Consider the following 26,098-nt stretch of genomic DNA (forward strand, 5'->3'; position numbering starts at 1 on the left):
AGGCGCATTTGACTCGCTCGGCGGCGTTCCGCGGTGTGGACGGGGCGGTTTGCGGAGGTGATATATCACCCTCCGCGGACCGCCCCGTCGCCGTACCCCTGCTGTATCCTTGAAGGCGTGGAATGGATTCAAGCGATTATTTTGGGCTTCGTTCAGGGCCTGACAGAGTTTCTGCCGATTTCGTCATCGGCGCATCTGAACATTGTTGGCCAGATCCTGCCGGAGAAGGCCGACCCGGGTGCCGCGTTCACCGCGATCACCCAGCTGGGCACTGAGACCGCGGTTCTGATCTTCTTCTGGCGCGATATTGTGCGCATTGTGAAGGCGTGGTTTGGTGCTCTTGCCGGCCGCGTGCCGCGTAACGATCCGGACGCCCGCATGGGTTGGCTGATTATTATTGGCTCCCTGCCCATCGGCATTTTGGGTCTGCTGCTGGAGGACTACATCGACACACAGTTCCGTAGCCTGTGGATTGTGGCGACCATGCTGATTGTGTTCGCCGTGTTCCTGGGTCTTGCGGACCGTTTCGGCCGCGAGCAGCGTGAGCTGAAGGATCTGACGTTCCGTCACGGCCTGCTGTACGGTTGCGCACAGGCGCTGGCACTGATCCCGGGTGTTTCTCGTTCGGGCGGTACCATTACTGCGGGTCTGTTCATGGGTTACACCCGTGAGGCCGCGGCGCGTTACTCGTTCCTGCTGGCCATGCCCGCCGTGTTCATGTCTGGCCTGTACAAGACCTTCAAGGTGGTCACCGGCGAGGAGGCCACCGGCTTCTACGGTATTCCCTCGACCATCGTGGCTACTCTGGTCGCGTTCGTGGTGGGTTACCTGATGATTGGTTGGTTCCTGAAGTACGTGTCTTCGAAGTCCTACGGCATTTTCATTTGGTACCGCATTGCGCTCGGTATCCTGATTTTCGTTGGCCTGGGCACTGGCGTTCTGAACGCTACTTCTTCGGCGTTCTAAGGCTTTAGCCCTCAGCGTGATATGACATACCCGTCCGTGAGTTTCTCACGGGCGGGTATTCTTATTGGAGTAGATTTTTTGGCATCCGCATGCCCTGAGGTTGGGCGGCGGGTGTGGCGCGTCCACCGGTTGTGGGCGTTTTTACAGAAAGGAAACCCATGCGAGCTTGGGATGCCCCCGCCTCTGTGACTCTGCCCGGTCAGGCTGCGCTGCCGCGCATTTTTGATACTTCTGCCGGTGAGATTGTTCAGGTTCAGGAGGATAAGGCGGCGAGCCTGTACGTTTGCGGTATCACCCCGTACGATGCGACGCATATGGGTCATGCCTCCACCTACGTTGCTTTTGACTTGCTGCACCGCGCCTGGCTGGATGCGGGCGTGCCGGTGACGTACGTGCAGAACGTGACCGATGTGGACGACCCGCTGCTGGAGCGTGCGACCGCGACGAACGTTGATTGGCGTGAGCTGGCTGAGGATCAGACGGAACTGTTCCGCACCGACATGAAGGCGCTGAACGTGATTCCGCCGGCTCACTATGTGGGTGTGGTGGAGTCCATTGAGTGGCTGTTCCCGCTGATTGAGGACCTGTACCGCCGCGGCCTGGCGTACCGCGTGCCCGGCTACACCGATGAGCAGGGCGTTGAGCAGCCCGACGGTGACGTGTACCTGGACCTGCAGGCCGTGCGCGCGCTGCCGGCCAACGCTGAGGGCTACTCGTGGGCACCGGGCGAGGTATCGCACCTGAGCCGCGACGAAATGCTCGAGATTTTCGCTGAGCGCGGCGGCGACCCGAACCGCCCCGGCAAGCGTGACGCGCTGGATCCGCTGCTGTGGCGCGTCAAGCGCGAGGGCGAGCCGAGCTGGGATGCCGGCGAGCTGGGCGCGGGCCGCCCGGGCTGGCACATCGAGTGCACGATGATTGCCCGCCGTTTTGTGGATGGTTCGCTGACCGTTCAGGCCGGCGGTAACGACCTGACCTTCCCGCACCACGACCTGGGTGCGGGCCATTCGTGGGCTGTGTCTGCACGCCCGCACGCCAAGCACTACGCGCACACCGGCATGGTCGGTCTGGATGGCCACAAGATGAGCAAGTCCCGCGGCAACCTGGTGCTGGTTTCGCGCCTGCGCGCCGCCGGTGAGGATGCGAACGCGATTCGCCTGGCGATTATGGGTCAGCACTACCGTTCTGACTGGTTCTGGACCGACGAGCTACTCGAGCACGCGAAGGCCCGCCTGGACACCTACCGTCATGCGGTGTCGGTGGCTGAGGGCCGTGAGGGCGCGAGCGACGAGGCGGCTGTTGAGCTACTGGCTGCTGTGCGTGAGGCGCTTGGCGAGGACCTGAACGCACCGGCGGCGTTGGCTGCTGTGGATGCGTGGGCTGTGAAGGCTCTGGCGGACACCACCGTTGGCGGTGGCGCGCTGGTGCGTGACGTCCTGGCGGCACGCCTGGGCGTGGTCCTCTAAGACGGCTTCTATAGCAACGCCCGGCTAGGACGAGACAGCGCGGGGGAGCGGCGCTACGGCATACGGCCGTGGCACCGCCCCTCGCGCTTTTCTGTGTTCACTCCGTGCACGCCGTAACCTCCGGTAGAATGAGTAGAGATTTTTTGCTGGAAACGCTCTCCCCGCCGAGAGGACCCAGCCCGTCAGCACAGACCCACCCGAGGAGAACCACCCCGTGAGCAGCGGCACCCCCACCCCCACCGGCGCAATTAACCGCCGCGGCCCCTTCCGCCCCGGCGAGCGCGTCCAGATTACCGACGAACGCGGCCGCATCACCACCATCACCCTCGCCGAAGGCGGCGAATACCACTCCCACAAGGGCTTCCTCAAGCACGACGACCTCATCGGCGCACCCGAAGGCACCGTCATCGCCAACACCCACGGCATCCTCTACCAGGCGCTGCGCCCCCTCTACAAGGACTTCGTGCTCTCCATGCCGCGCGGCGCGGCCGTCGTCTACCCCAAGGACGCCGCCCAGATCATCGTCAAGGCAGACATCTTCCCCGGCGCACGCGTCGTCGAGGCCGGCGTCGGCTCCGGTGCGCTGTCCATCGCGCTGCTGCGTGCAGTCGGCGACTACGGTTGCGTACACTCCTTCGAACGTCGTGAAGAGTTCGCGGACGTCGCCCGCGGCAACATCGAGACCATGTTCGGTGGACCCCACCCGGCGTGGAAGCTGAGCATCGGCGACCTGCAGGACACCCTGCCGCAGGTTGAAGAGCCCGGCAGCGTCGACCGCGTTGTGCTCGACATGCTCGCGCCCTGGGAGTGCCTGGACGCCGTGGCGGAGGCGCTCGCACCCGGCGGCGTGCTCATCTGCTACGTTGCGACCGTAACCCAGATGTCGCGCCTGGTCGAGGGCATGCGCCTGGACGGCCGCTTCACCGAACCCGAATGTGACGAGACCATTGTGCGCGGCTGGCACGTGGAGGGCCTGGCGGTCCGCCCCGATCATCGCATGGTTGCGCACACCGCGTTCCTGGTGGTGGCTCGTCGCCTGGCCGACGGTGCGGTACGCCTGGCGCCGAAGCGTCGCGCCTCCAAGACGGACTTCTCCGAGGAGGACATGAACGCGTGGATCCCCATGAACGTGGGTGAGCGCGAGGTGACCGACAAGAAGATTCGCCGCGCAGCCCGCGATGCGAAGAACCTTGCCGCGCACGCCGCCCGCGCGAACGAGATTGCGCTCGAGCAGAACGGCCTGGAGCCTGAGAAGACCGCCGAGGCTACGCAGAGCACTGAGGCCGCGCAGGATGTCGAGGCCGCTGAATAATTCATACGGGCACGCGGGGGCACGGGTATCAGCCGGTGCCCCCGCGGCGCGCCCACAGGTTTTGTTCTCAGGCCCCGCCCGGCCCGTTGATCCCCGAAACGCCGGGGCAGAGCTAAGAACCGCCGGAAAAATCTAAAACCGCCGGGATGAGCGTGGAATAGCTGAGAACAGCTGAGAACTACTGGGTCAGCATGTGAGCCCGCAGAGAATTTGGCGCCCCGAACCCCGGCCGAGCCGCGCGTTCTCGATAGACTGAAAGTACCAACCCCGTCCTCGATGCGGCCCTGACGGAGCCCGCGCATCGAGGCAGCCGAAGGGCCCGCCAGCAACAGCCCGACCCGCCCGGACACGCATAGGAGAGACCGTGACCCCCCACGAATCCGCAGACCGCAACGGAACCCCGCAGCACGGCACCGCGCACAGTGCCGCATCCGCCGCGCCGCACTACTCCGCCGCGTTCGGTTCGACCTCCCTGCCCGGTTCCCAGCCGGTGAGCGCGCAGGAGTACGACGCCGTGCTGCGCCGCCTCACCGCCGCCGAGGCAACCCGCGACAATATGAGCCGACAGATTCGCGGCGCGGGGGAGAAGAACCGCAAGCTCGTCGAGGCCATCACCAGCATGCGCTACCAGGTGGAGCGCCTGCGCGCCTCCCTCTCGCAGAACGTCATGCCGCCGCTGAACTCGGCGATTGTGCTGGCCGTGCACGAGGGCCAGACCATGACCTACGAGCAGGTTGCCGACGATAAGACCCCCGCCGAGATTGACACCTACCTGGACGTGCAGGTTGGCGGCCGCCTCATGCGTATTCCGGTGTCCCCGCTGATTGACCTGTCCACCCTCACCCCCGGCATGACGGTGCTCCTCAACGACAAGTCCGAGGCCGTGGTCGCCCTGGACACCGAGCCCTTTGGCGACGTGGTGACCGTGCGCGAGGTGCTCGACGGCGAGCGCGTGCTGGTCGATACCTCCTCGGGCGCCCAGCAGGTGGCGCGCGTGGCCGGTTCCCTGGATGTTGAGCAGCTGCGCACCGGCGACGCGGTGACCCTCGATACGCGCACCCGCATGATTACCTCGCAGGTGCCCGCCTCCCGTTCGCAGGAGCTCGTGCTTGAGGAAATCCCGGACGTCACTTACAGCCAGATCGGTGGCCTGGGCGCGCAGATCGAGCAGATTCGCGACGCGGTGGAGCTGCCCTACCTGCACCCCGAGATTTTCGAGCGCTACCACCTGGCACCGCCCAAGGGTATTCTGCTCTACGGCCCTCCCGGTAACGGTAAGACCATGATTGCTAAGGCCGTGGCGAACTCCCTGGCCGCCCGCGCCGCCGCGCTGAACCCGGGGTCGAATACCCGCGGCTACTTCCTGAACATTAAGGGCCCCGAGCTGCTCGATAAGTTCGTGGGCGAGACCGAGCGCCAGATTCGCGATATTTTCGTGGCCGCCCGCGAGAAGGCTGAGGCCGGTCACCCGGTCGTCGTGTTCTTCGACGAGATGGAGTCGCTGTTCCGCATGCGCGGTTCGGGCCGTTCCTCCGATATTGAGACGACCATCGTGCCGCAGCTGCTGGCCGAAATTGACGGCGTGGAGTCACTGCAGAACGTCATCGTGATTGGCGCGACCAACCGTGAGGACCTCATCGACGCCGCCGTGATGCGCCCTGGCCGCCTGGACCTGAAGATTCGCATTAACCGCCCGGACGCCGCCGGTGCCGCCGAAATCTTCGGCCTGTACCTGACCGAGGACCTGCCGCTAGACGCTGCGGAGGTGGCCGCCGCCGGATCCGTCCGCGCCGCCCTGACCTCGATGATTGCCGCCGCAACGGGCCAGCTGTACGCGCGTACCCCCTCCACCGCGTACGCCGTGGCGACCGTGGATTCTTCCATGATTGTGGGCTCTTCGAACGCCGCGACCGGCCACCTCTCCACGCACACGCTCTACCGTGGCGATTTTGCTTCGGGTGCGGTGATTCGCAATATTGTGGACCGCGCGAAGAAGGCCGCGATTAAGGAGCAGCTGCAGGCGCTGACCGCCGCCGGTGCTTCCGGTGCGGCCGAGGTAAACGGCGCGGCGGGTGTGGGTATTGGCACCCGCCACCTGCTGGAGGCGGTACGCGCCGAGTTTGAGGACCAGGTGGATTTGCCGCCTCTGCCCGATATCGAGGATGCGCTCACCGTCGCCGGTGTGCGCGGCCGCCTCGTGTCGGTGGAACCGGCCCGCTAAACCGCCTTTACACGCATGAGCCGGGTCGCGCTCATCCGGCACTCACCGAGCGCTTATCCCGCGACACGACCGGCATTACCGCAGGTCCAGACTTTATATAGGAACCCTTCAGGAGAACCCCATGAACTCCACACCCAGCTACGGCGTGCACCGCATCATGGGCGCCGAAACCGAATACGGCGTCATCGCACCCTCCGCGCCGGGCACCAACCCGACCGTGCTGTCGGCGCTGGTGGTCAACACCTACGCCAAGCTCGCCTTCCGCCGCGGCGAGGCCTTCCGCGAGCAGCTGCAGCGCCGCGCCCTGGCCGCCGAGCTCGCCGCCGAGGAGGCCCGCCAGGCCGAGAACTACTCGACCGAACCCAGCGCCCCCGCCGCCCCCGAGGGCCAGTGGCTGGGGGAGTCCGAGTCGCCCCTGCGCGACGCCTTCGGCCGGGTGCAGGACGCCTCCACCGCGCACTCAAGCCAGATGACCCACACCCGCACCGAGCTGACCAGCCAGGACATCGCCCTGGAGATTATGCGCGAGGCTGGCGTGCAGGCGCCGGGCGAACCCGCCGAGCCGCGCAGCGCCCTGGATGCGCTCGCCGGCGTACACGGTCGCGGCGGCTTCCCGGAGCGTCTGGATTGGGACCGCGTGACCATGAACGCGATCCTGCCCAACGGTGCGCGCCTGTACGTGGACCACGCGCATCCGGAGTATTCTTCGCCCGAGGTGCTGAGCCCCGCCGACGCGGTGCTCTACGACGCCGCCGGTGACGCGCTGGCTTACCAGGCGCTCGTGGAGCTGGGCAAGCACGCCGAGGACCTGCCGCAGGTGAAGCTGTACAAGAACAACACCGACTCTAAGGGTCAGTCCTACGGCGCGCACGAGAACTACCTGATTAGCCGCGAGGTTCCGTTCGAGCAGGTGGCGGATGCGCTCCTGCCGTTCTTCGCCACGCGCGCGATTTTCACGGGTGCGGGCCGCGTGGGTATCGGCACGCACGGTGAGGTTCCTGGCTTTCAGATTAGTTCGCGCGCCGATTTCTTTGAGCGCACGATTGGTCTAGAGACCACGATTCGCCGCCCGATTGTGAACACGCGCGACGAGCCGCACGCGGACGAGTCGAAGTACCGCCGCCTGCACGTGATTCCGGCGGATGCGAACCTCTCGCACTACTCGAACCTGTTGAAGTTCGGCACGGCGGCGCTGGTCATGAACCTGATTGAGTCGCACAGCGAGCAGCACCCGGTGCTGCCGGGTGTGCGCCTGTCCGACCCGGTGGCGGTGATGCACGCGGTCAGCCACGATTTGTCACTGTCGGTTCAGCTGCCGCTGGCGCCGTCTTCGGCAACCTTGCCGAACCCGGTGTCGACGAGCGGTTCGGCGAGCGCCCTGCAGATTCAGCGTGCCTACTACGAGGCGTCCCGCGCGCACGAGGAGTCGAACCCGGCGGGTGTGGATGCGGCGACCGCGCAGATTCTCGACCTGTGGGGCGAGGTGCTGGACGCCCTGGAGACCAACCCGCTCTCGCTGGCGGACCGCCTGGACTGGGTGGCGAAGTACGCGCTGGTGCGCGGCTACGTTGAGAAGGGCGTGGATTACGCGAACCCGAAGCTGAAGGCGCTGGATTTGCAGTACGCTGATATTGATCCGTCGAAGAGCCTGTACCATCGTCTGGTGGCGCGCGGGCGCATGCGCACGCTGTTCTCTGCGGAGCAGGTGGAGCGTGCGGCGTCTGAGCCGCCGCGTGAGACGCGCGCGTTTTTGCGCGGCACGCTGATGTCCCGCTGGCCCGAGGAGATTCTGGGTATTAACTGGGATACGGTTTCGTGCCGTGGCCGCTATTCGAAGGAGCTGACTCGCTTTACGATGATGGAGCCGACCCGCTACGGTGCCGCCGAGGTGGAGCCGCTGCTGGAGGAGGCAAACCACTCGGATGCGCTGCTGAACGGCCTGCGCTAGGGCGCGGGGGCAGTGTCGGGGTTTGGGCCCGACGCGGGGCGTTTCAGCCCCCAAACCCACACGAACTCACATTCCGTCCCGGGGCTGATACCCCCATTCGGAAGAGTGAAAACCACAAAACCCACAAAACCCACAAAACCCACTGAGGCGGTGCATCCGGTGCATCCGGCGCGGGAACGCAACCCGCGCCGACCGGCACCACCGCCTCCGCCACAGACCAACTAACCAAACTAACTAACCTAACCAACCTCAAGGAGAGAACCATGAGCCGCGAACGCATTAACGCGCAGCAGACCGAAACCACCGCAGCCGAGCAGGAGCAGGAACTGACCCTGGCCGCCTCCCACGTGGTTTCTGACGTGAGCGAGGTCGACGACCTGCTCGACGAAATCGATGGCCTGCTGGCCGAGAACGCCGAGGACTTCGTGACCGGCTTCGTCCAGAAGGGCGGCGAGTAACCGACGCACCTGCGCGCCGGGTCATCATCATGGAACACCGCATTTTCGGCATTGAGAGCGAATTCGGGCTCAGCTACGTCCCGCACGGCATGGGCCGGCTGAGCATCGAAGAATCCGCCGCCGCCCTCTTCAAGCCCGTACTGGACCAGTGGCGTTCGACGAACGTCTTCCTGCCCAACGGCGGCCGCCTCTACCTGGACGTCGGCTCGCACCCCGAATACGCCTCCGCCGAATGTAGCAGCATCGACGAGCTGCTCGCACAGGAACGCGCCGGCGAGCTGCTCTTCGCCGACCTGGCGCGCACCGCCCGCAAGCGCCTGCTCGCCGGTTCCGAGGGCCGCCCCCTCGACGGCGAACTGTACCTGTTCAAGAACAACGTGGATTCGGCGGGCAACTCCTACGGCAGCCACGAGAACTACCTGATTAGCCGCAAGCTACAGTTCAACGACCTGATTGCCCAGCTCGTGCCGTTCCTGGTAACCCGCCAGATTCTGGTGGGCGCCGGTAAGACCCACCCGCAGGGCGGCCCGGTGCCCGGTTCGACCGACCCGGCCTCCAGCACGGGCGTGCCCTCGTACTCATTCTCGCAGCGTGCCGACCATATTTGGGAGGCGGCATCTACCTCAACCTCTCGCGCTCGCCCGCTCATTAACACCCGCGACGAGCCGCACGCCGACGCGTCGAAGTTCCGCCGCATGCACGTCATCAACGGCGACTCGAACATGGCCGAGCCGACCGTGCTGCTGAAGATTGCCAGCACCGACCTGGTGCTGCGCATGCTCGAGGACCGCTTCCCGGTCACGAGCCTGGATATTGTGTCCGTCCCGGCGGCCCTGCGCGCCATCAGCCACGATCTGACCGGCACCGCAACCTTCCAGACCACCGACGGGCAGTACTACACGGCGTTGAGCGTTCAGCGTCACTACCTGGATGCGGCACGCCAGTACGTGCAGCAGTACGGCGCACACCACCGCCACGTGGACTACGCCCTCAACCTGTGGCAGCGCACCCTGGACGCTATCGAGTCCGGCGACTACAGCGGCATCGACACCGAAATCGACTGGGCCATCAAGAAGAAGCTTCTGGATGCGTACATTGCCCGTGCCCGCGCGGCCGGCCAGCCTGCCGATTATGCGAGCGCCCGCATCCGCCAGCTGGATTTGGCGTACCACGACATCGATCCGGACCGTAGCGTCTTCCACGCCCTGGTTCGTCGCGGTGCGGTCAAGCGCATCCTGCCCGAGGGCGCCGCAGAGGCGGCGAAGACCGAGCCGCCGGCAACCCGCGCCACCCAGCGCTCGCGCTTCATTAACGCGGCGGTTGCGGCGGGGGAGCAGTTCACCGTCGATTGGGTGCATCTTAAGCTCAACGCGTACCCGCAGCACACCCTGGTGTGCAAGGACCCGTTCGCGACCGACAGCGAGGGCCTGCAGGAGGTACTGACCCTGCTGGAAGGCAAGGCGCGTCAGCACCGCGAGGCGGCTTTCCCGCCGCCCTGCTAGACAAGCCCTGCTAGGCGAACTCTGCTCGGGAAACACGTGAGGGGGCGTTTGCTCCGGCGAACGCCCCCAACCCCGCAGACGGCGCCCCAATCCTGCGGATACTCCGTCCGCGCACAGCCTGCCCACAGCAGCGGACGGTAGCATGAGACCGCCCAGACCCCGTACCTGTAAACTATTCTGAAGGCGCGCGCATTATCCGGCGCGCACACAACCAGAGGATATATCATGACCAAACGCTCACCCCTAACCTATATCGGCGTCGGAGGCGTCGCCCTCGCGCTTACTCTCAGCGCCTGCGCCCCCAAGGCCGGTCCCAACGACGACCTCTCCGGCGTCAAGTACACCCTCAAGAGCGCCACCGCGGAGCCCGAGGTGTCCTTCGCGACCCCCTTCGCCGCATCCACCCCCACCGCGCACGTGATTGAGACCGGTAACGGCGACTCCATTAACGATGGCGATTTCGTGCTCGTTGAGGCGGCCGTGTTCAACGGTGCTAACGGCAAGGTGGCCGGTTCCACCTACTCCAGCGAACCGATTCTGCTGCCCATCAACGACCAGCTCAAGCAGGCAGCCCCCGAGGTGTACGAGAAGCTCAAGGAAATCAAGGTTGGCGGCTCCTTCTCCTACAGCACCAACATCCTGCAGCAGCGCACCGCCTCCGGCACGCCCACCGCCTCGACCGCGTCCCCGGGTACCGCAACCAACGTTGAGGTGTACACCGTCAAGGCTAAGCTACCCAAGTACGCCACCGGCACCGCTCAGCCCGCCGACCCGTCCCTGCCCTCCTTCACCCTGGACGAGTCCACCGGCAAGGCTGAAATCAAGCTGCCCGACACCAAACAGGACGTCACCGAGCTCGTCTCGAAGGACCTCATCGAGGGCACCGGCCCCGAGGTGAAGGCTACCGACACCATCTACGTGCGCTACCTCGGTGTGCAGTACTCCGACGGCAAGGTCTTCGACGGCAACTACGAGAAGATCCCCGCGGCGCTGTCCCTGCAGGGCGTTATCAAGGGCTGGACCGCCGGCCTGACCGGCAAGAAGGTCGGCTCCCGCGTTGAGCTGATTATCCCGGCAGACCAGGCGTACGGTAACGAGTCCGCCAACGGTTCCACCCCGACCGGCACCCTCGTGTTCGTCGTGGATATCCTGGGCGCCGAGGAGAACCCGCAGACCCTGCAGCAGGCTCAGGCCGCTTCCGCCGCCGCTGCCTCCGCATCGGCTTCGGGCGCCTCCACGGATGCGGCCACCGCAACCCCGGTACCCTCGGCTACCGCGCAGTAAACCCGGGAACGCTACCCACGTTTTCAACCGCGATCGCCGCCCACATGAGATGGGCGGCGAGCGCACCCCACCATTTCGAATCACTTCGAATCAATCAAAGGAGACCACCATGTCTTTCGGCCAGCGTAAGCTCGACCGCGAAAAGCCCGAAATCGATTTCCCCGAGGGCGACGCCCCCACCGAGCTGGTCATCACCGACCTGATTGAGGGCACCGGCGCCGAGGTCGTTCCCGGTTCCCGCGTGCTCACCCACTACGTCGGCGTGGCCTTCTCTACCGGCGAGGAGTTCGATGCTTCCTGGAACCGCGGCGAGCCGCTGCCCTTCCAGGTGGGCGTTGGCCAGGTTATCCGCGGCTGGGATGAAGGTCTGCTCGGCATGAAGGTCGGCGGTCGTCGTCGCCTGGAGATTCCCGCCGACATGGCCTACGGTGACCGCGGCGCGGGCTCGGTCATTAAGCCCGGCGAGTCCCTGATTTTCGTGGTGGACCTGCTCGACGTTCGCTAAGGACTAGCCAGGTTCTCACGCTTCTTGCGTAAGAGATACTCGGCCCGGCGCCTCACCCTCGACGGGGGAGAGGCGCCGGGCTTTTGCGCACCGGGGATGCGTGTTGATGGCGCGTGCCGGTAGGCTTTCTATACCGGCTCGCCCTTCCTACGGCTCTTCCGTATCCCTCCCGTAACCTTCCCGCAGCCGTCCCGCACGCTCAACGAGTGCCGCGGAACACAAATCACCCCGGTATGATGGAACCATGTCCACCGCAGCTCAGCTTTTCATGACCCTGAACCGCCTCGCCACCGTCGCCGAGGCGCCCGACGAAGCCACCCGCCGCAACGGCATCAGCCGCGACGAGTTCCTCAGCCTCCTGGGCATCAAGACCTCCGCCCCCGGGGCCGCGCTCTCCGAGGCGAGCGAACGCGCCTTCGAACGCGCTAAGCAGACCCTGCGTGACGCCGGCGCGCGCATCACCCACTTCACCACCGACACCTCCGGACGCTACCGCCTCAACGCAGAAGCCCCCAACTCGCTGACCGCGTGGAACCCCACCGCCAAAGAATTCTTCCTCCTCAACGCCGAGCTGCGCGGCTGGGAAGGCACCGAACTGCAGGACGAGGCCTACCGCATCCTGCGCAAGATTGCGCTCACGAGCGAACACCTCACCGACGAGGCGCTCACCGCGGCTAACGTCACCCGAATCGAAGAGATCAAACGGGACAACCAGCCGCCCCTCATCAAAACCGTCAAGCAGCGCGCCCGCGACCTGCACGCCTACCGCGAGCACATCCAGCGCCTGCACTTCAGCGACGACCCGCACCTCTACGAGCTCTTCACCGCCTACGCGCAGCGCAAGACCCTCAATTTCACCTATCAGGGCAGCGGTGGAGACATCAAAACCTACGAGAAGGTCAGCGTTGCCGGCCTCATCTACAGCTACGGCTCCTGGTATCTCGTCGCGCACTTTCCCCTCGGCGACAAAACCCCCGAAGAGCGCAAGACCTACACTTACCGCACCGACCGCATCCGAAGCCTCGACGTGTTCTCAAGCATCGACCCCGCACCCATCAACCCCGCCTACGAGGCCCGCACCCGCCTCAAGAAAATCAGCGGCTACGAAGAGACCCTCACCGTCCTCGACCCCAACCCCGGCGCCGAGGACCCCGCCGCACCCTTCACCGTGCCCTCCTACGGCGCCGTAGACAGCGCCATCGACGCCACCTGCGCCGGCTGGCTCATCCAGCCGCACCACGACGCGAACCCCGCATCCGGCAAGACCCTGACCGGCCGCCAGCAGGACAGCCACGCCGCCCAGCGGGAACTTTTGCGTGAGCTCATCGCCCTGCACACCGGCGAACCCGAAACCCCCGCCAAGTGGTTCCTCACAACCCAGCGTTCCCGCAACGACGCCCTCGACGATCTCGACGACCTCATCCTCGCGCTGCACCGCGCCGACCGCTGGGCCGACGTCCACGGCGAGGCGCCCATGCCCCTCAACAAGCTCAACCCCCTCTACCGCGTCGACAACAACAACGCAGCCAAGCTCGACAAAATTATCAACGCCATCTACGAAGACTTCGACGAGGTGCCCTTCTACTCCGAGGCTAAGGATCCCGACGCAGCCAACCCCGCCCGTCTCAACCTGCTCCCCGAATTCAGCGATGGCGCCGCGTCCCTCACCCTGCTCAACTACACCCGCCTCACCGACACCGAGCTGGCAATCCTCGTCTTCACGCTCTCCGCAGCCGACCTGATGTACTCGGGTGACCCGCGACCGGCCGCGATTCTCGCCGCGCTCGCGGAGGCCTACCCGCGCACCACCGACTACGCGAAGCACCTGCTCTTCGCACCCGAGGACCCCCTGTTGCAGGAGGCGCGCGCCGCCCTCGCCAGCGGACGCGCCCTCACCATCACCTACGGCACCCGCGCCGCGGAACGCGTCGTCGACCCGGTAGCGCTCACCCTGCACCGTGACCGCCTCTACCTGCACGCGTGGTGCCGCGCCAGCGAGGCACGCCACCTCGCCACGCTGTCTGAGGACGCCGCCGCAGAGAGCCATGCCGCCGAGGAGGCAAAGCCCGCGAGCGCGGCGGGGGAGAGCGCCTCCACCAATTCCACCAGCGCCGAGCCCACCCCCGTCGAACCTGTCTTCTGGCGCAACTTCCGCCTCACCCGCATCAGCAGCTACGCGCCCGCAGGCGAAGCACAGCCGCACTACATCGGCCCCAACCACGACAGCACCGTCAACGACTGGCACGCCAAGCAGCACAAAACCACCACCAACCCCAGCGTCGAGCTGCGCATCCACCCCACCGACCACACCCCCGGCGGCGAAACCCTCGAAAACCTCACCGCAACCTACAAGCGCCGCAGCGCCGAGCACGCCCGAAAAGGCACCAAAACCACCCACGTCCGCGTGCACTACAACAACATCGCTGGCGCCGGCGACAAAAACATCATCGACACCGTCATTGCACACCGCGGATCCCTCGAAATCACCGGGCCCGCGCACCTGCGCGCCGCCCTCCTCGAGCACCTCACCGCCCTCGCCAACGCCAACCCCGCTTCGCCCAGAGAAAACTAGACCCTACACCCATCCGCAAAAACACGACTAAAACCCCCAGAACACATCAACACCCCACCAAAACAACACCTCAAAACTTGTATAATGGTGCCCATGTCTTGGTGGTTCTGGATTTTGCTATGGGGCGCGCTCATCATCTGCTCGCTCCTCTACTTGGCATGGTTCACCTACAAAGCACTCACTCGCGGTTTCACGCTACTCGACGAAACCGTTACCTGGGTCGAGTCAATCGAGGGACAATTCGACACCGCGCAAGCAAACGCCACTCGAAAACTCCCGCGAGACACCACCCTCGGGGTATTCACACCCATCACCGAGGCATACAATAACTACGAACAAGGCAAACAGACACGCAGGTCTGAGCGGATCAAGCGACGGGTCTCCCGACGAGATCGACTCGGCCAACCTCAAAACATCGGAGACCTGCTCTAACCAGAAAGGCACACCATGGGCCAGATTTTCAGCCACCCCGCGACCATCATCGTCGTCATCCTCCTCGTCGTCCTGCTCTTCGGCGCCCCCAAGCTCCCCGGCATGGCACGTAGCCTCGGCCAGTCCATGCGCATCTTCAAGACCGAGGTCGAAGGCCTCAAGAACGACGCCAAGAGCGACCCCAAGAAGGACGCCACCAAGGCAGAGAACGGTGAAGAGGTCGTCACCGGCGAGGTCGTAGACAACGGCAAGACCGAAACCAAGTAACCAACGGTCTCAACACACCACGCCCCAAACCCGTGCCCGCCCACCGGCCGGCACGGGTTTTGCGGCACCGCCCCCAAACCCCTCAGCCAACCATAGGCACAGACACCCAGAGGACACCCCCGTGGCAACACCCGACCAGGACGTGCGCAACCGCAAACTCAACCCTGAAGCGCGCATGGAACTCAAGGAACACCTACGCGAATTTCGCGACCGCTTCATCAAGGCGGCCATCGCGACCATCATCGCGGCCATCATCGGCACGGTCTTCCTCTACCAGCCCTTCATCGAAATGATCTCCGCACCCCTGCAGCAGATCAACGCAGAAACCGGCCGCAACGCCAACCTCAACTACGGTTCCGTTGCATCCCCCTTCGACCAGCTGCTCAAGGTCGGCATGTACATCGGCATGGTGATTGCGTCCCCCGTCTGGCTCTACCAGGCGCTGCGATTCCTGCTACCGGCGCTGCACACCAAGGAGAAGAAGTATCTCTTCGGCTTCCTTACCGCAGCCATCTTCGCTTTCGGCTGCGGTGTGGCCATCTCGTACTTCACCCTCCCCGGCGTCGTCTACGCACTGCTGAAGTTCACCCCCGTCAACGAAAGTAACTACATTGACGCCGGCGTGTACATCTCCTTCATCCTGAAGTTCGTTGTGACGTTCTCCTGCGCCTTCATCATCCCCGTCATTCTCGTCGGCATTAACATGCTGGGCCTAATTCGCGGTAAGACCATCCTGAAGTCCTGGCGCTGGGTCGTCGTCCTCGTCGCGGTCATCGCGGCACTGACCGCACCCGGTAGCGACATCATGATGATGTTCGTCCTCATGGCGCCGCTACTCATCTTCTTCTTCGCGGCCATCGGCATCTGCATGTTCAACGACAAGCGCCGCGACCGCAAGCTCGCCAAGCTGGCAGAAGGCGCAGACGAAGCAACCCTGAACACCGCAACCAGCGCCGAAGACCTGGCCAATATGGGCTACTTCGACGAAGAAAAAACCTCCTAAACGTTCCTGACGGAACACCACATCACGGGTACTCGCCGAAAGGGCGGGGCACAGATTCACCTCTGCGCCCCGCCCTTTCCGCATACCCGCCCCCGGACGGCCCCAAAACCCAGAAGGCGCGCCGGATGCGCTCGCGGTCGGGCTCGAGCCGCCGCGTGCCACCCGTGTTTTCACCCGTGTGTTCGCCCGTACCTGATATCTGCCGGAAGCCGCCGCTTCGAGCCGAGCGCCGGCAGGCCAGCCGCTACACTGGATGTACCATGACTAAGCACCACGCACAGCACACTTCTGACGCACACACTTCTACCGCTTCTAACGGGCACCCCGGCACCGACTACGCCGCCGCCTACGCCGCATCCCGCGAACGCTCCGCATACGCCAAGAGCGCCCTGGGCGCGTTTGAGGCCTCCCTGGATTTCCCGCTGGACGACTTTCAGCGTCAGGCGTGTGCCGCTGTGGAGGCGGACCGCTCCGTCCTCGTGGCCGCCCCCACGGGCGCGGGTAAGACCATCGTGGGCGAGTTCGGCATCTACCTGGCGCTACGCCGCGGCATGAAGGCGTTCTACACGACCCCGATCAAGGCGCTGAGCAACCAGAAGTACCACGATTTTGTGCGCGCGTACGGCGAGGACTACGTGGGTCTGCTGACCGGCGACACGAGCATCAACACCGAAGCCCCCGTGGTCGTGATGACCACCGAGGTGCTGCGCAACATGCTCTACGCCAACTCCACCACCCTGAACGGCCTGGGCTACGTGGTCATGGACGAGGTGCACTACCTGGCGGACCGTTTCCGCGGCGCGGTGTGGGAAGAGGCCATCATCCACCTGCCCGAGCACGTGAACGTCATCTCCCTGTCGGCTACGGTGTCAAACGTCGAGGAGTTCGGAGCCTGGCTGGACACGGTGCGCGGCGGCACGGACGTCATCGTCTCCGAGCACCGCCCGGTACCCCTGTGGCAGCACATGATGGTCGGCCACCGCGTGGTAGACCTCTTCGTGCCCGAGGACAACTCGGCACACGGCAAAAACGGCAAAAACCAGGAGCCGGAGGAGCAACTCTCCCGCAAACAGGCAAAGAAGGCGCAGAAGGCCAAGCAGCGCGGCGCATCCGTAGAGGCGGGCGCCAACCCTCTGCTGGCCGGCCTGCGCCTGAACCCGCAGCTGAAGGCACTACGCCCCGGCTTCCATTCCGGCCCGGGACGCGGCCGCTACGGCGGCAAGCGTGAACGCTTCCGCCACCGCCGCGAAGGCTGGCTCAACGAAACCTTCAGCAGCGGCGAGCGCGGCCGCTCAGACCGCACGCGCCGCTACTCAGACGGTGAGCGCGGCGAACAGGCACCGCTGCGCCCCCAGCGCATCACCCGCCCCGAAATGGTCCGCGCCCTCGACAAGCAGGGTCTACTGCCCGCCATCTGCTTCATCTTCTCCCGCGCCGGATGCGACGGCGCGGTCAGCCAGTGCGTGGCAGCCGACATTACGCTCACCACCCCCGAACAGCAGCAGACCATCCGCGCCTACATTGCGGAAGCAACCGCTCACCTGGACACCCGCGACCTGAACACCCTCGGCTACTACGAATGGCGCGACGGCCTGATTCGCGGTATCGCGGCACACCACGCCGGCCTGCTACCCCTCTTCAAGGAGGTCGTGGAGGCTCTCTTCACCCAGGGACTGGTCAAGCTGGTCTTCGCCACCGAAACCCTCGCGCTGGGCATCAACATGCCCGCACGCACCGTCATCCTGGAAAAGCTCACCAAGTACAACGGCGAATCCCACGTAGACATCACCCCCGGCGAATACACCCAGCTGACCGGACGCGCCGGCCGCCGCGGCATCGACATCGAAGGCCACGCGGTCGTCATGTGGCGACCCGGCCTGTCCCCGGAACATGTGGCGACCCTCGCCTCAACCCGCACCTACCCGCTGAACTCCTCGTTCCGCCCCACCTACAACATGGCGGCAAACCTCATCGCCTCCTACGGCGCCGAACGCACCCGCAAAATCCTGGAATCCTCCTTCGCACAGTTCCAGGCCGACAAGTCGGTCGTGGGCATCGCCTCCCGCGTACGCAAAAACGAAAACGCCCTAGAAGGCTACCGCGAAGCCATGGCCTGCCACCTCGGCGACTTCACCGAATACGTACAGCTCAGCCGCCAAATCGCCGAGCTGGAGAAGAAAGCCTCCAAGAGCAACGAACGCCACGCCCGCGCGCAGGCACACCACAGCATCCAGCAGCTGTTGCCCGGCGACATCATCTACATCCCGCACGGCCGCTCCCGCGGCTACGCGGTCGTCATCACCCGCTCCGATTCGCACGCCGACCCCCGCATCGGAATTGTCACCGAGGACGCGCACCAGCGCACCGCCTCAACCCGCGACTTCGAGGGCGCCATCGAACCGGTCTCACGCATCAAAATCCCCAAGCGCCTAAGCCTCAAAACCCCCAAGGAACGCCGCGACACCGCAAGCCGCATGCGTCAGGCACTCTACGACGGCCGCGCCCCGCGTGCGCTCGCACAGCAGAACATCCCGGCACGCCAAAACAGCATCGACGCGCAGCTGGAGGCTCTACAGTCGCAGCTACGCAACCACCCGTGCCACGGCTGCTCCGACCGCGCAAACCACATGCGCTGGGCCGAACGCTGGCAGAAACTCAACTCCGAAACCGAAGGGTTGCGCCGCCAAATCGCCCGCCGCACCAACACGATTGCGCAGGTCTTCAACCGCATCGCACGCCTGCTGGAAAGCTACGGCTACGTCGAACGCACCGAGGACGGTGAACTGTCGCTAACCACCGGCGGCCAGGCCCTACGCCGCATCTACGGCGAACGCGACCTACTCACCGCCCTGTGCCTAGACGCGCACTTCCTCGACGGCCTGGAACCAGCCGCCATCGCCGCAACCGTCGCCGCCCTAACCTACCAGGGCAAACGCGACGCGGTAGAGTACCTGGCGCACTACCCGCATCCCTCCCTGCGCGCACCCATCGCCACCATCACGCAGCGCCTCGCCGACCTCAACGCTTCAGAAGAACAGTTCAAGGTCGACCTGACCCCGGCATGCGACTTCGGCCTGGTCGAACCCATGTACGCCTGGGCAAACGGCGCCCACCTCGCAAAAGCCATCGAGGACACCGGCCTCGCCGCCGGCGACTTCGTCCGCTGGGCAAAGCAGGTACTGGACGCCCTGGACCAGATCGCGCACATCCGCTCACTGGACCCGGTCATCCGCGCCCGCTGTGAAGAGGCGATCGAGGCGGTACGCCGCGGCGTTGTGGCGCTGGACGTCTAGCGCGCTCGCGGTGTGTCTCTAGCGGTGGCCGGGGGCTCCCCGCCGCCATCGCCGTTCCATCATTCGATACCCCCCGGAGGGTGCGGGTCATTCTTTGTCGTGAAAGGATGCACATACTACCGCAGCCCCCGGGGGTGCTTTTATACTCGGACTAGGGCCTGTTGGGGTGTTCCGCCGCGTTGGCGGATGCGCCCCGGGCCCGAGTCCCAGCGTTCCGCTCAATGGCGAAAGGATTAACAATGGCCACCCGTATTTTTGTGGACGGTAGCGTGTACAGCCCCGTCGACCCCTATGCCACGGCTCTCTTGACGGAGGACGGCGTCGTCCGCTGGGTTGGTTCTGATGCGGGTGCTCATTCGATTGCCGATGAGTCCACCGAGGTGGTGGAGCTCGATGGGGCCCTGCTGACGCCCGCTTTTGCGCGCGCCCTGGCGCCGGTGGGCGGTAAGGAGCCCGTCGAGATCCTCGAGTACCTGGATGTCTACCGCGCCGTGGGTTACCACACCCATACCCTGCTGGCTTCCATGGATGATGCGGCGGATCTGGTGTCGGCCCTGCGCCACAACATCGAGGAGCACGGCCCGACGGATATCCGTCTGGTTCTTGATGCTTCGGGCCCGCGGGTTGAGGGCCGTGAGCGGGCGGGCGTCGACCTTGAGGAGCTGGTGAGCGCGATTAAGGCGCTGCGTCCGCTGACCGAGGGCCCGCGCGCGCTGCCGGGTCTGTCGCTGACGGGTATCCACGTTCCCGCGGGGCTGGCGGAGCGCTACGCCCAGGTGGCCGAGGACGCCGCGCTGGTTCTGTCGATTGACGCTTCCGCAGGTTTTGCTACCGCCGCCGAGGCCGCCCTGTCGATTCGTGGGGAGCGTCCGTGGCTTCCGATTCGCCTGGACGCAGCGTACAGCACGGCTCAGGATCCCATTAGCGATGAGTGGTTGCAGAAGCTGGCCGAGGGCCGCGTGCACCTGGGTTTGAGCGTGTGCGAGCCGGAGTCTGACGAGGACGATGAGGCTGTGCAGGCGCTGGCCACACTGGCCGCCGGGGGAGAGGGCCAGGAGTCGGTGGCTTCGGTTGCGCGCCGCGCGAATGCCGCGGGCACCTCGATTGCGTTGGGTTCCGATACCCAGCTGTTTGCGCCGGGTGCGTGGGCCCTGGTGCGCGCGCTGGTGAACGATGAGCACGGCGTGTCTGCACGTAGCGCGTTTGCGGCGCTGACCCGCGGCGTATACCGTCTGGCGCATGAGGAGAACCCGTTTATGGGCCAGCTGGCGCCGGATACCCCGGCCTTCGTGACGCGTTGGCGTGTGGAGGCGCTGATGGTTCAGGCTCCGGATTCGCGCGTTGCCTCGTGGAGCACCGATCCGCGCGCCCGGATTCCGCTGCTTCCGGTCCTGGAGGACGACTCGCCCCTACCCGTTCTTGAGTCTATTTACACTGAAAGTAAATAATTTTTTCGGCTAGTCCACCACCTTTTACAGGAAATGAAATACCCAGATACCCCATTGCGTACCGTCGCTCACATAGTTAACCGGTATACTGGAAATCTACACTGCCCGTTTTATATGCACACGTGAGAGAGTATTATGCGCGTTCTGACTGTCATCCCGACGTATAACGAAAAGGAGAACCTACCGGTTGTGGTGGAGCGTCTTCGCAAGGCAGCTCCCGAGGTAGACATTCTCGTGGTGGATGATAACAGCCCCGACGGCACCGGCCAGATCGCTGACGAGCTCTCGGCCAAGGACCCTCAGATTCACGTTCTGCACCGCACCGTTAAGGACGGCCTGGGCGGCGCCTACCTGGCGGGCTTTGACTGGGGTCTGGAGGCGGGCTACGAGATTCTGATTGAGATGGACGCTGACTGCTCCCACCAGCCCGAGCAGCTGCCCTCCCTGGTGCGCGCCGTTGAGGCGGGCGCCGATCTGGCCATCGGTTCGCGTTACGTGCCGGGTGGCAAGACGAAGAACTGGCCGGCTCACCGCCAGATTCTCTCGCGCGGCGCTAACCTGTACACCCGTATGGTGCTGGGCACCTCCATCAAGGACATCACCGCAGGTTTCCGCGCGTACCGCCGCGAGGCCCTGCAGCGTCTGAACCTGGACGGCATCGATTCGAAGGGCTACGTGTTCCAGGTTGATCTGGCGTGGCGTTCGGAGCAGGCCGGCCTGAAGATTGTCGAGGTGCCCATTACCTTCGTTGAGCGCGAGGTGGGTGCCTCGAAGATGGACGGCAACATCATCTTCGATTCGATGTCGAAGGTGACCCGCTGGGGCCTGAAGAGCCACGCGGAGAAGCTGAAGAAGGCCCTGGGCAAGAAGTAGTCCCGGGTCATAACCCAACCTCATATGAGGGGCCGGGTCGGATGCGCATTACGAGCATCCGCCCCGGCCCCTTTCTGTTGGAATCCTCCGAGAGCCCCTAACGCCTCTCGCACATGACGGGCAGGAAGGCATCCGGGGTACACAAAAGGGGCCTTTCGGCGGCTCACATGCCGCTGAAAGGCCCCCCTAACGTATCTAGACGTTCCTTAGACCGCGAAGTGGTTGCGGTAGTACTCCAGGCGCTCCTCCAGAGTCTTCTCCAGTTCTTCAATGCTGCGACGCTCCATGAGCATGTCCCAGTGGGTACGTGCGGGCTTTTCGTCCTCGGCGTTGGCGGTGGAATCACCGTTGACCAGGAAGGCCTCCTTGCCGGACTTTGCGGTCCAGACCGGGGGAATCTCTGCCTCGGCCGCGAAAGTCACGAAAACACGGTCACCGTCTGCGGTGCGGTACTCGACGCGCTGGCGGGGTGCCGGCTGCACGTTCGATTCGGTTTCCATCGACTGGGAACCCAGGCGCATACCGCGCAGGCTACGATCGCTCATTTTTCCTCCAGTGTCCGTCGTGTGCGCCGGGCGGCGCTTCAGGTATAACGTTGGGCGGGGGAGAGCTATTCCCTCGAACGTTTACAAAACATCCATTATATCGGTAATAGTCTCCGCCCGCCCACTGTGCAGGGGTTGAACCCTATGAATTTTTTAGGTGCCTGCTAGCCGTTGATGCCGTAGCTTCCGGGTGCCTGCGGTGCGCTCTTGGGAGCCGCTGCTGCGGGCTTCTTCGGCGCGTCCGCAAGGTCGGATGCGGGCAGGGTGCCGAACGCGTTGCCCAGGCCTCGCAGTGCATCGCCGAGTTCGGTCGGGATGAACCAGAGCTTGTTGGCGTCGCCTTCGGCGAGCTTGGGCAGGGTCTGCAGGTACTGGTAGGTGAGAAGCTGCTGGCTGGGGTTGGCCTCGTGGATGGCGGCGAAGACCTTCTGCACGGCCTCGGCCTCACCGTTTGCGCGCAGGATGGCGGACTGTGCGTCGCCCTCTGCGCGCAGAATCTGTGCCTGCTTTTCACCCTCTGCACGCAGGATGGCGGCGCGGGATTCACCCTCGGCGGTCAGAATGTCAGACTGCTTCTGGCCTTCTGCGGTGAGGATTGCCGCGCGGCGGTCACGCTCAGCGCGCATCTGCTTCTCCATGGAGTCCTGGATGGACACGGGAGGCTGAATTTCCTTGATATCCACGCGGGAGACGCGCAGGCCCCAGCGGCCGGTGGTGGAGTCGAGCACGCCTCGCAGCTCCGCGTTAATCTGATCGCGGGAGGTGAGGGTCTGCTCCAGGTTCAGGCCGCCGACGACGTTACGCAGGGTTGCGCTGGTCAGCTCGTCCACGGCGCGAATGTAGTTGGTGATTTCGTAGGTTGCGGCCTGGGGGTCGGTGACCTGGAAGTACACGACGGTGTCGATGCCGACCACGAGGTTATCTTCGGTAATCACGGACTGCGAGGGGAAGGACACCACCTGTTCGCGCAGGTCGATGAGGGGCAGCACGCGGTCAATCACGGGGATGACGATGTGCAGGCCGGGCTTGAGAACGGCGCGGAACTTACCCAGTCGTTCGACGATGCCGGCTCGTCCCTGCGGAATGACGCGCACGGTCTTGGCGAGCATCGTCAGCACGAAGAGGATGAGTAGGACCGTCAGAATAAGGCTGATAGGCATTATTTCTCCTTATCGGTGTGTTATATGGCGTGTTTTTGGGTATCTGAATCTGCTTCTAGAGCCGGTATTCAGGTGGGTATTAGCTGTGGGGGAGAGGCTCTACGATTGCGGTGGCACCATCAATAGACCTGACCTTCGCGAGGCTTCCCGCGGGGAGCGTTCCGGAGGCGGTGCGCGCCGTCCAGGTGTCGCCAGCCAGTACCACCAAACCGGTTTCGCTAGTCACATCTTGAGTGATGCGTACCTCAGACCCGATGAGTGCCTCGACATTGGTGGCGGTGTTACCGGCCGACCGATTGAGCTTCTTGAGCAGCGGCGGGCGCAGGCCAAGAACCAGAATCAGGCAGATCACTACGAAAATAACGGTTCGGATGAGCATGTTATCCACGAAGGGCGATATTGCCGCGGTAATGCCTGCGCTGATCGCCAGCATGAGAAAGAACAGGTCGAGGCTGAGCATCTCAATAACGGCGAAGGCGAGGGCGAGAACAACCCAGAGCGTCCAGGGTGTCTCGAAGAGCCAATCCATGTTTCCTCCTTCGGAGTTTCGGAATGTGTGCCGCGCGGGTGCAAGCTCAACACGTCTCGGACGTACCGGGTTCTGAGTCATCAATGTCTCGGCGGCCTACGCTCATTATGTCAGGTGGGGCACCTGCGGGGACAGGTTATGACGGAAAATGCGGGTGAATACATCGAGTGTTAAGACGGCGTTCAACAAGGCAGAATCGAGTATTCATCAACCTCCTTAAAAAGCCGATAATATACATTATGTAAAGTAGGCCTATTTTTCGCTACCCTACCGGCGGTTCACCGGTGCTTTCTGCGCTCGGGCTGGCGTGGGCCAAACCTGCGCTCTTGTAGTACGACTACGCTGTTCTCGTCCACTGCTCTGAACTCCGCGCGCTTCAGCTTCCTCAATCCGCAGCAGCTATGCGTTCGAACGCCTGACCGTTCACGCCCTGCGGCGCGTCCCGGTAAACGACAGGCACCCGAGACCCTGCACCCTTCGGTGCGCTCTGTTCGTCTCGGGTGCCTGCTATCTATCGATTTCTAGAGGATTTCTAGAGCTTTCGACCTCCAGAGCTCCTAGCTCTTCTCAGCCCGGCTTCTTGAAATCAGCCTCTGAGGCTCTCACCTCTGGCTACTGATTCTCTAGTCCTCCGCATGCTTCTCGCTGAACTCTACCCAGGCATTGAGCACTCGCTCCGCTGCACCGGATGCAATGGACTCGCGCGCATCAGCCAGGGCCTGAGTGAAACGCGTCTCAAAGCTCTCGCCGTTGGTCGGGCGGTAGGCCACCAGGCCGGCGGCCGCATTGATGAGCACGGCGTCGTGAATGGCGCGCAGCGGGCTCTTCGGGGACTCCCCCTCCCCCGCCAAAATTGCGCGGAACACACCCGCGTTGTACTCGGCGTCGCCGCCTCGCAGCTGCTCCAACGGTGCGTTCTGCAGACCATACTCGGTCGGATCGAAACGGTACTCGGTCAGCTTGCCGTCCACAGCCTCCCACAGGCGGCTCGTGGTGGCGATGGTCAGCTCGTCCAGGCCGTCGTCTCCGCGGAAAATCAGGGCGTGATCGCCGCGCTCGGCGAAGACGTGAGCCATCTTCTCGGCCATGACCGGGTTTGCCACGCCGATTGCCGATGACTTCACGCGGGCCGGGTTAGTCATGGGGCCCAGGTAGTTGAAGGCGGTCGGAATACCCAGCAGGCGGCGGGTCGGGCCCACATGGCGCATGGCCGGGTGGAAGGTCATCGCAAACAGGAACGTGATGCCGGTCTCGCGAGCGCACTCGGCGACGGCGGGAATGAGCATGTCCAGGCGGATTCCGAGGGCTTCGAGGACGTCTGCGGAGCCTGATTTGGAGGTGGAGGCGCGGTTGCCGTGCTTGACGACGGTTGCGCCGGTGCCTGCGATGACGAGGGCAGCCATGGTGGAGATGTTGACGGTGTTTTGCTGGTCGCCGCCGGTGCCGACGATGTCTACGGCGTGGGGGTCGATGTCTACGGTCTCGGCTTTGGCGATCATGCCGGCTGCGAGCGCGCCGAGTTCTTCGGGGGTTTCGCCCTTGGAGTGGAGGGCGGTGAGGAAGGATGCGAGGATTGGCTGTTCGGTTTGGCCGGTCATGATTTGGTCCATGGCCCAGGCGACTTCGGTGTCGCTGAGGTTCTGGTGCTTAATCAGTTGGTTGAGGATGTATTTCCAGGTGATTTCGTGCGTAGTCATGTTTTAAGTGTAAAACCCCCGTCGCGTATCTGCACGGTTGGGTGCAGTATGCGAGACGGGGGTTTACTAGGCGTGATGCACCTTGGTTGTGCTTAGCGCCGGGGTGTCTTCGGTTTAGTGGAAGGAGTCACCGCATGCGCAGGAGCCTGCTGCGTTGGGGTTGTCGATGGAGAAGCCCTGCTTTTCGATGGTGTCTTCGAAGTCGATGGTGGAGCCGTCGAGGTAGGGTGCGCTCATCTTGTCGACGATGACCTCTACGCCGTCGAAGTCGCGGACTGCGTCGCCGTCGAGGACGCGCTCGTCGAAGTAGAGCTGGTAGATGAGGCCGGAGCAGCCGCCGGGCTGGACGGCGATGCGCAGGCGCAGGTCGGTGCGGCCTTCCTGTTCGAGGAGTGCGCGGACCTTGGCCTGTGCGACTTCGGTGAGGGTGACGCCGTGGGTGGGCAGTTCGGTGGTGGTTTCACTCATGAGTGTTGTCCTTTGTTGTGTTGGTTGCCCGTGTTGGCCGTGTGCGGTGTTGCGGGCGTTTTAGCCTTCACGATACGCGCCGGGGTGAGTTCTTCACAACCTGGGTTGTGTGTAGTTCGCCGGGGGCGTGAGCGTTTGCGTATGGGCTT

Annotated in this window: 21 protein-coding genes; 16 read left to right on the top strand and 5 right to left on the bottom strand. The window is 64.3% G+C overall.

The annotated features are described in order from the left end of the window. Positions 1-117: 117 nt before the first annotated feature. From HMPREF2874_RS05930 to HMPREF2874_RS06005, 16 genes are all read left to right on the top strand, one after another. Entirely contained in the window at positions 118-966 is an 849-nt protein-coding gene (locus HMPREF2874_RS05930) for an undecaprenyl-diphosphate phosphatase (RefSeq protein WP_049343292.1), read from the top strand. Positions 967-1,124: 158 nt separating this feature from the next. Further along, a complete protein-coding gene (mshC, locus tag HMPREF2874_RS05935) occupies positions 1,125-2,432 on the top strand; it encodes a cysteine--1-D-myo-inosityl 2-amino-2-deoxy-alpha-D-glucopyranoside ligase (RefSeq protein WP_070649389.1) in 1,308 nt (435 codons plus the stop codon). 214 nt (positions 2,433-2,646) lie between these two features. After that, complete coding sequence (locus HMPREF2874_RS05940; RefSeq protein WP_070649390.1) at positions 2,647-3,744, top strand: tRNA (adenine-N1)-methyltransferase; 1,098 nt, start codon at positions 2,647-2,649, stop codon at positions 3,742-3,744. Positions 3,745-4,108: 364 nt separating this feature from the next. Continuing rightward, positions 4,109-5,965: a proteasome ATPase gene (gene arc / locus HMPREF2874_RS05945; RefSeq protein WP_070484421.1), complete on the top strand. Its 1,857-nt coding sequence runs from the start codon at positions 4,109-4,111 to the stop codon at positions 5,963-5,965. 121 nt (positions 5,966-6,086) lie between these two features. Continuing rightward, positions 6,087-7,913: a depupylase/deamidase Dop gene (gene dop, locus HMPREF2874_RS05950; protein WP_070649393.1), complete on the top strand. Its 1,827-nt coding sequence runs from the start codon at positions 6,087-6,089 to the stop codon at positions 7,911-7,913. 263 nt (positions 7,914-8,176) lie between these two features. Beyond that, positions 8,177-8,371, top strand: coding sequence for a ubiquitin-like protein Pup (locus HMPREF2874_RS05955; RefSeq protein ID WP_049334195.1), 195 nt, complete (start codon positions 8,177-8,179; stop codon positions 8,369-8,371). 29 nt (positions 8,372-8,400) lie between these two features. Next, complete coding sequence (gene pafA / locus HMPREF2874_RS05960; RefSeq protein WP_070649394.1) at positions 8,401-9,873, top strand: Pup--protein ligase; 1,473 nt, start codon at positions 8,401-8,403, stop codon at positions 9,871-9,873. Between the two features lie 225 nt (positions 9,874-10,098). Next, on the top strand, positions 10,099-11,157 hold the full coding sequence (locus HMPREF2874_RS05965; RefSeq protein ID WP_070649397.1) for an FKBP-type peptidyl-prolyl cis-trans isomerase: 1,059 nt from the start codon (positions 10,099-10,101) through the stop codon (positions 11,155-11,157). Positions 11,158-11,266: 109 nt separating this feature from the next. Then, entirely contained in the window at positions 11,267-11,662 is a 396-nt protein-coding gene (locus tag HMPREF2874_RS05970) for an FKBP-type peptidyl-prolyl cis-trans isomerase (protein WP_049334192.1), read from the top strand. Between the two features lie 244 nt (positions 11,663-11,906). Continuing rightward, a complete protein-coding gene (locus HMPREF2874_RS05975) occupies positions 11,907-14,234 on the top strand; it encodes a helix-turn-helix transcriptional regulator (RefSeq protein ID WP_070649399.1) in 2,328 nt (775 codons plus the stop codon). A 93-nt stretch (positions 14,235-14,327) separates the two neighbouring features. Beyond that, entirely contained in the window at positions 14,328-14,666 is a 339-nt protein-coding gene (locus HMPREF2874_RS09390) for a hypothetical protein (RefSeq protein WP_049334190.1), read from the top strand. Positions 14,667-14,681: 15 nt separating this feature from the next. Further along, positions 14,682-14,933, top strand: coding sequence for a Sec-independent protein translocase subunit TatA (gene tatA / locus HMPREF2874_RS05985; RefSeq protein WP_049334189.1), 252 nt, complete (start codon positions 14,682-14,684; stop codon positions 14,931-14,933). 121 nt (positions 14,934-15,054) lie between these two features. Beyond that, positions 15,055-15,936, top strand: coding sequence for a twin-arginine translocase subunit TatC (gene tatC, locus HMPREF2874_RS05990; protein ID WP_070649401.1), 882 nt, complete (start codon positions 15,055-15,057; stop codon positions 15,934-15,936). Positions 15,937-16,196: 260 nt separating this feature from the next. Continuing rightward, positions 16,197-19,229, top strand: coding sequence for a DEAD/DEAH box helicase (locus HMPREF2874_RS05995; RefSeq protein WP_070649403.1), 3,033 nt, complete (start codon positions 16,197-16,199; stop codon positions 19,227-19,229). Positions 19,230-19,468: 239 nt separating this feature from the next. Further along, positions 19,469-20,677, top strand: coding sequence for an amidohydrolase (locus HMPREF2874_RS06000; protein WP_070649407.1), 1,209 nt, complete (start codon positions 19,469-19,471; stop codon positions 20,675-20,677). Positions 20,678-20,812: 135 nt separating this feature from the next. Further along, complete coding sequence (locus tag HMPREF2874_RS06005; protein WP_070484396.1) at positions 20,813-21,550, top strand: polyprenol monophosphomannose synthase; 738 nt, start codon at positions 20,813-20,815, stop codon at positions 21,548-21,550. Between the two features lie 206 nt (positions 21,551-21,756). Here HMPREF2874_RS06005 and HMPREF2874_RS06010 read toward each other — a convergent pair whose 3' ends face one another. The 5 genes from HMPREF2874_RS06010 to HMPREF2874_RS06030 form a co-directional block, all read right to left on the bottom strand. Further along, positions 21,757-22,095, bottom strand: coding sequence for an RNA polymerase-binding protein RbpA (locus HMPREF2874_RS06010; protein WP_049334184.1), 339 nt, complete (start codon positions 22,093-22,095; stop codon positions 21,757-21,759). 164 nt (positions 22,096-22,259) lie between these two features. Continuing rightward, on the bottom strand, positions 22,260-23,255 hold the full coding sequence (locus tag HMPREF2874_RS06015) for an SPFH domain-containing protein (RefSeq protein WP_049345267.1): 996 nt from the start codon (positions 23,253-23,255) through the stop codon (positions 22,260-22,262). 79 nt (positions 23,256-23,334) lie between these two features. Further along, positions 23,335-23,784 (bottom strand): NfeD family protein, encoded by a 450-nt coding sequence (locus tag HMPREF2874_RS06020; RefSeq protein ID WP_049345272.1) that lies wholly within the window; start codon positions 23,782-23,784, stop codon positions 23,335-23,337. Between the two features lie 623 nt (positions 23,785-24,407). Then, the gene (gene trpD, locus HMPREF2874_RS06025; protein WP_070649408.1) at positions 24,408-25,481 is read right to left on the bottom strand and encodes an anthranilate phosphoribosyltransferase; all 1,074 of its coding nucleotides are present in this window, start codon (positions 25,479-25,481) and stop codon (positions 24,408-24,410) included. A 114-nt stretch (positions 25,482-25,595) separates the two neighbouring features. Next, complete coding sequence (locus HMPREF2874_RS06030) at positions 25,596-25,949, bottom strand: HesB/IscA family protein (RefSeq protein WP_070649410.1); 354 nt, start codon at positions 25,947-25,949, stop codon at positions 25,596-25,598. Between the last annotated feature and the right edge of the window lie 149 nt (positions 25,950-26,098).

Source organism: Rothia sp. HMSC068F09, from assembly GCF_001812775.1.
Taxonomy (GTDB): domain Bacteria; phylum Actinomycetota; class Actinomycetes; order Actinomycetales; family Micrococcaceae; genus Rothia; species Rothia mucilaginosa_A.

Excerpts from the sequence above, each read along its gene's own strand:
- mshC (WP_070649389.1), top strand. The coding sequence starts at position 1,125 with ATGCGAGCTTGGGATGCCCCCGCCTCTGTGACTCTGCCCGGTCAGGCT.
- dop (WP_070649393.1), top strand. The coding sequence starts at position 6,087 with ATGAACTCCACACCCAGCTACGGCGTGCACCGCATCATGGGCGCCGAA.
- HMPREF2874_RS05955 (WP_049334195.1), top strand. The coding sequence starts at position 8,177 with ATGAGCCGCGAACGCATTAACGCGCAGCAGACCGAAACCACCGCAGCC.
- pafA (WP_070649394.1), top strand. The coding sequence starts at position 8,401 with ATGGAACACCGCATTTTCGGCATTGAGAGCGAATTCGGGCTCAGCTAC.
- HMPREF2874_RS05965 (WP_070649397.1), top strand. The coding sequence starts at position 10,099 with ATGACCAAACGCTCACCCCTAACCTATATCGGCGTCGGAGGCGTCGCC.
- HMPREF2874_RS05970 (WP_049334192.1), top strand. The coding sequence starts at position 11,267 with ATGTCTTTCGGCCAGCGTAAGCTCGACCGCGAAAAGCCCGAAATCGAT.
- HMPREF2874_RS05975 (WP_070649399.1), top strand. The coding sequence starts at position 11,907 with ATGTCCACCGCAGCTCAGCTTTTCATGACCCTGAACCGCCTCGCCACC.
- HMPREF2874_RS09390 (WP_049334190.1), top strand. The coding sequence starts at position 14,328 with ATGTCTTGGTGGTTCTGGATTTTGCTATGGGGCGCGCTCATCATCTGC.
- tatA (WP_049334189.1), top strand. The coding sequence starts at position 14,682 with ATGGGCCAGATTTTCAGCCACCCCGCGACCATCATCGTCGTCATCCTC.
- HMPREF2874_RS05995 (WP_070649403.1), top strand. The coding sequence starts at position 16,197 with ATGACTAAGCACCACGCACAGCACACTTCTGACGCACACACTTCTACC.
- HMPREF2874_RS06000 (WP_070649407.1), top strand. The coding sequence starts at position 19,469 with ATGGCCACCCGTATTTTTGTGGACGGTAGCGTGTACAGCCCCGTCGAC.
- HMPREF2874_RS06005 (WP_070484396.1), top strand. The coding sequence starts at position 20,813 with ATGCGCGTTCTGACTGTCATCCCGACGTATAACGAAAAGGAGAACCTA.
- HMPREF2874_RS06010 (WP_049334184.1), bottom strand. The coding sequence starts at position 22,095 with ATGAGCGATCGTAGCCTGCGCGGTATGCGCCTGGGTTCCCAGTCGATG.
- HMPREF2874_RS06015 (WP_049345267.1), bottom strand. The coding sequence starts at position 23,255 with ATGCCTATCAGCCTTATTCTGACGGTCCTACTCATCCTCTTCGTGCTG.
- HMPREF2874_RS06020 (WP_049345272.1), bottom strand. The coding sequence starts at position 23,784 with ATGGATTGGCTCTTCGAGACACCCTGGACGCTCTGGGTTGTTCTCGCC.
- trpD (WP_070649408.1), bottom strand. The coding sequence starts at position 25,481 with ATGACTACGCACGAAATCACCTGGAAATACATCCTCAACCAACTGATT.
- HMPREF2874_RS06030 (WP_070649410.1), bottom strand. The coding sequence starts at position 25,949 with ATGAGTGAAACCACCACCGAACTGCCCACCCACGGCGTCACCCTCACC.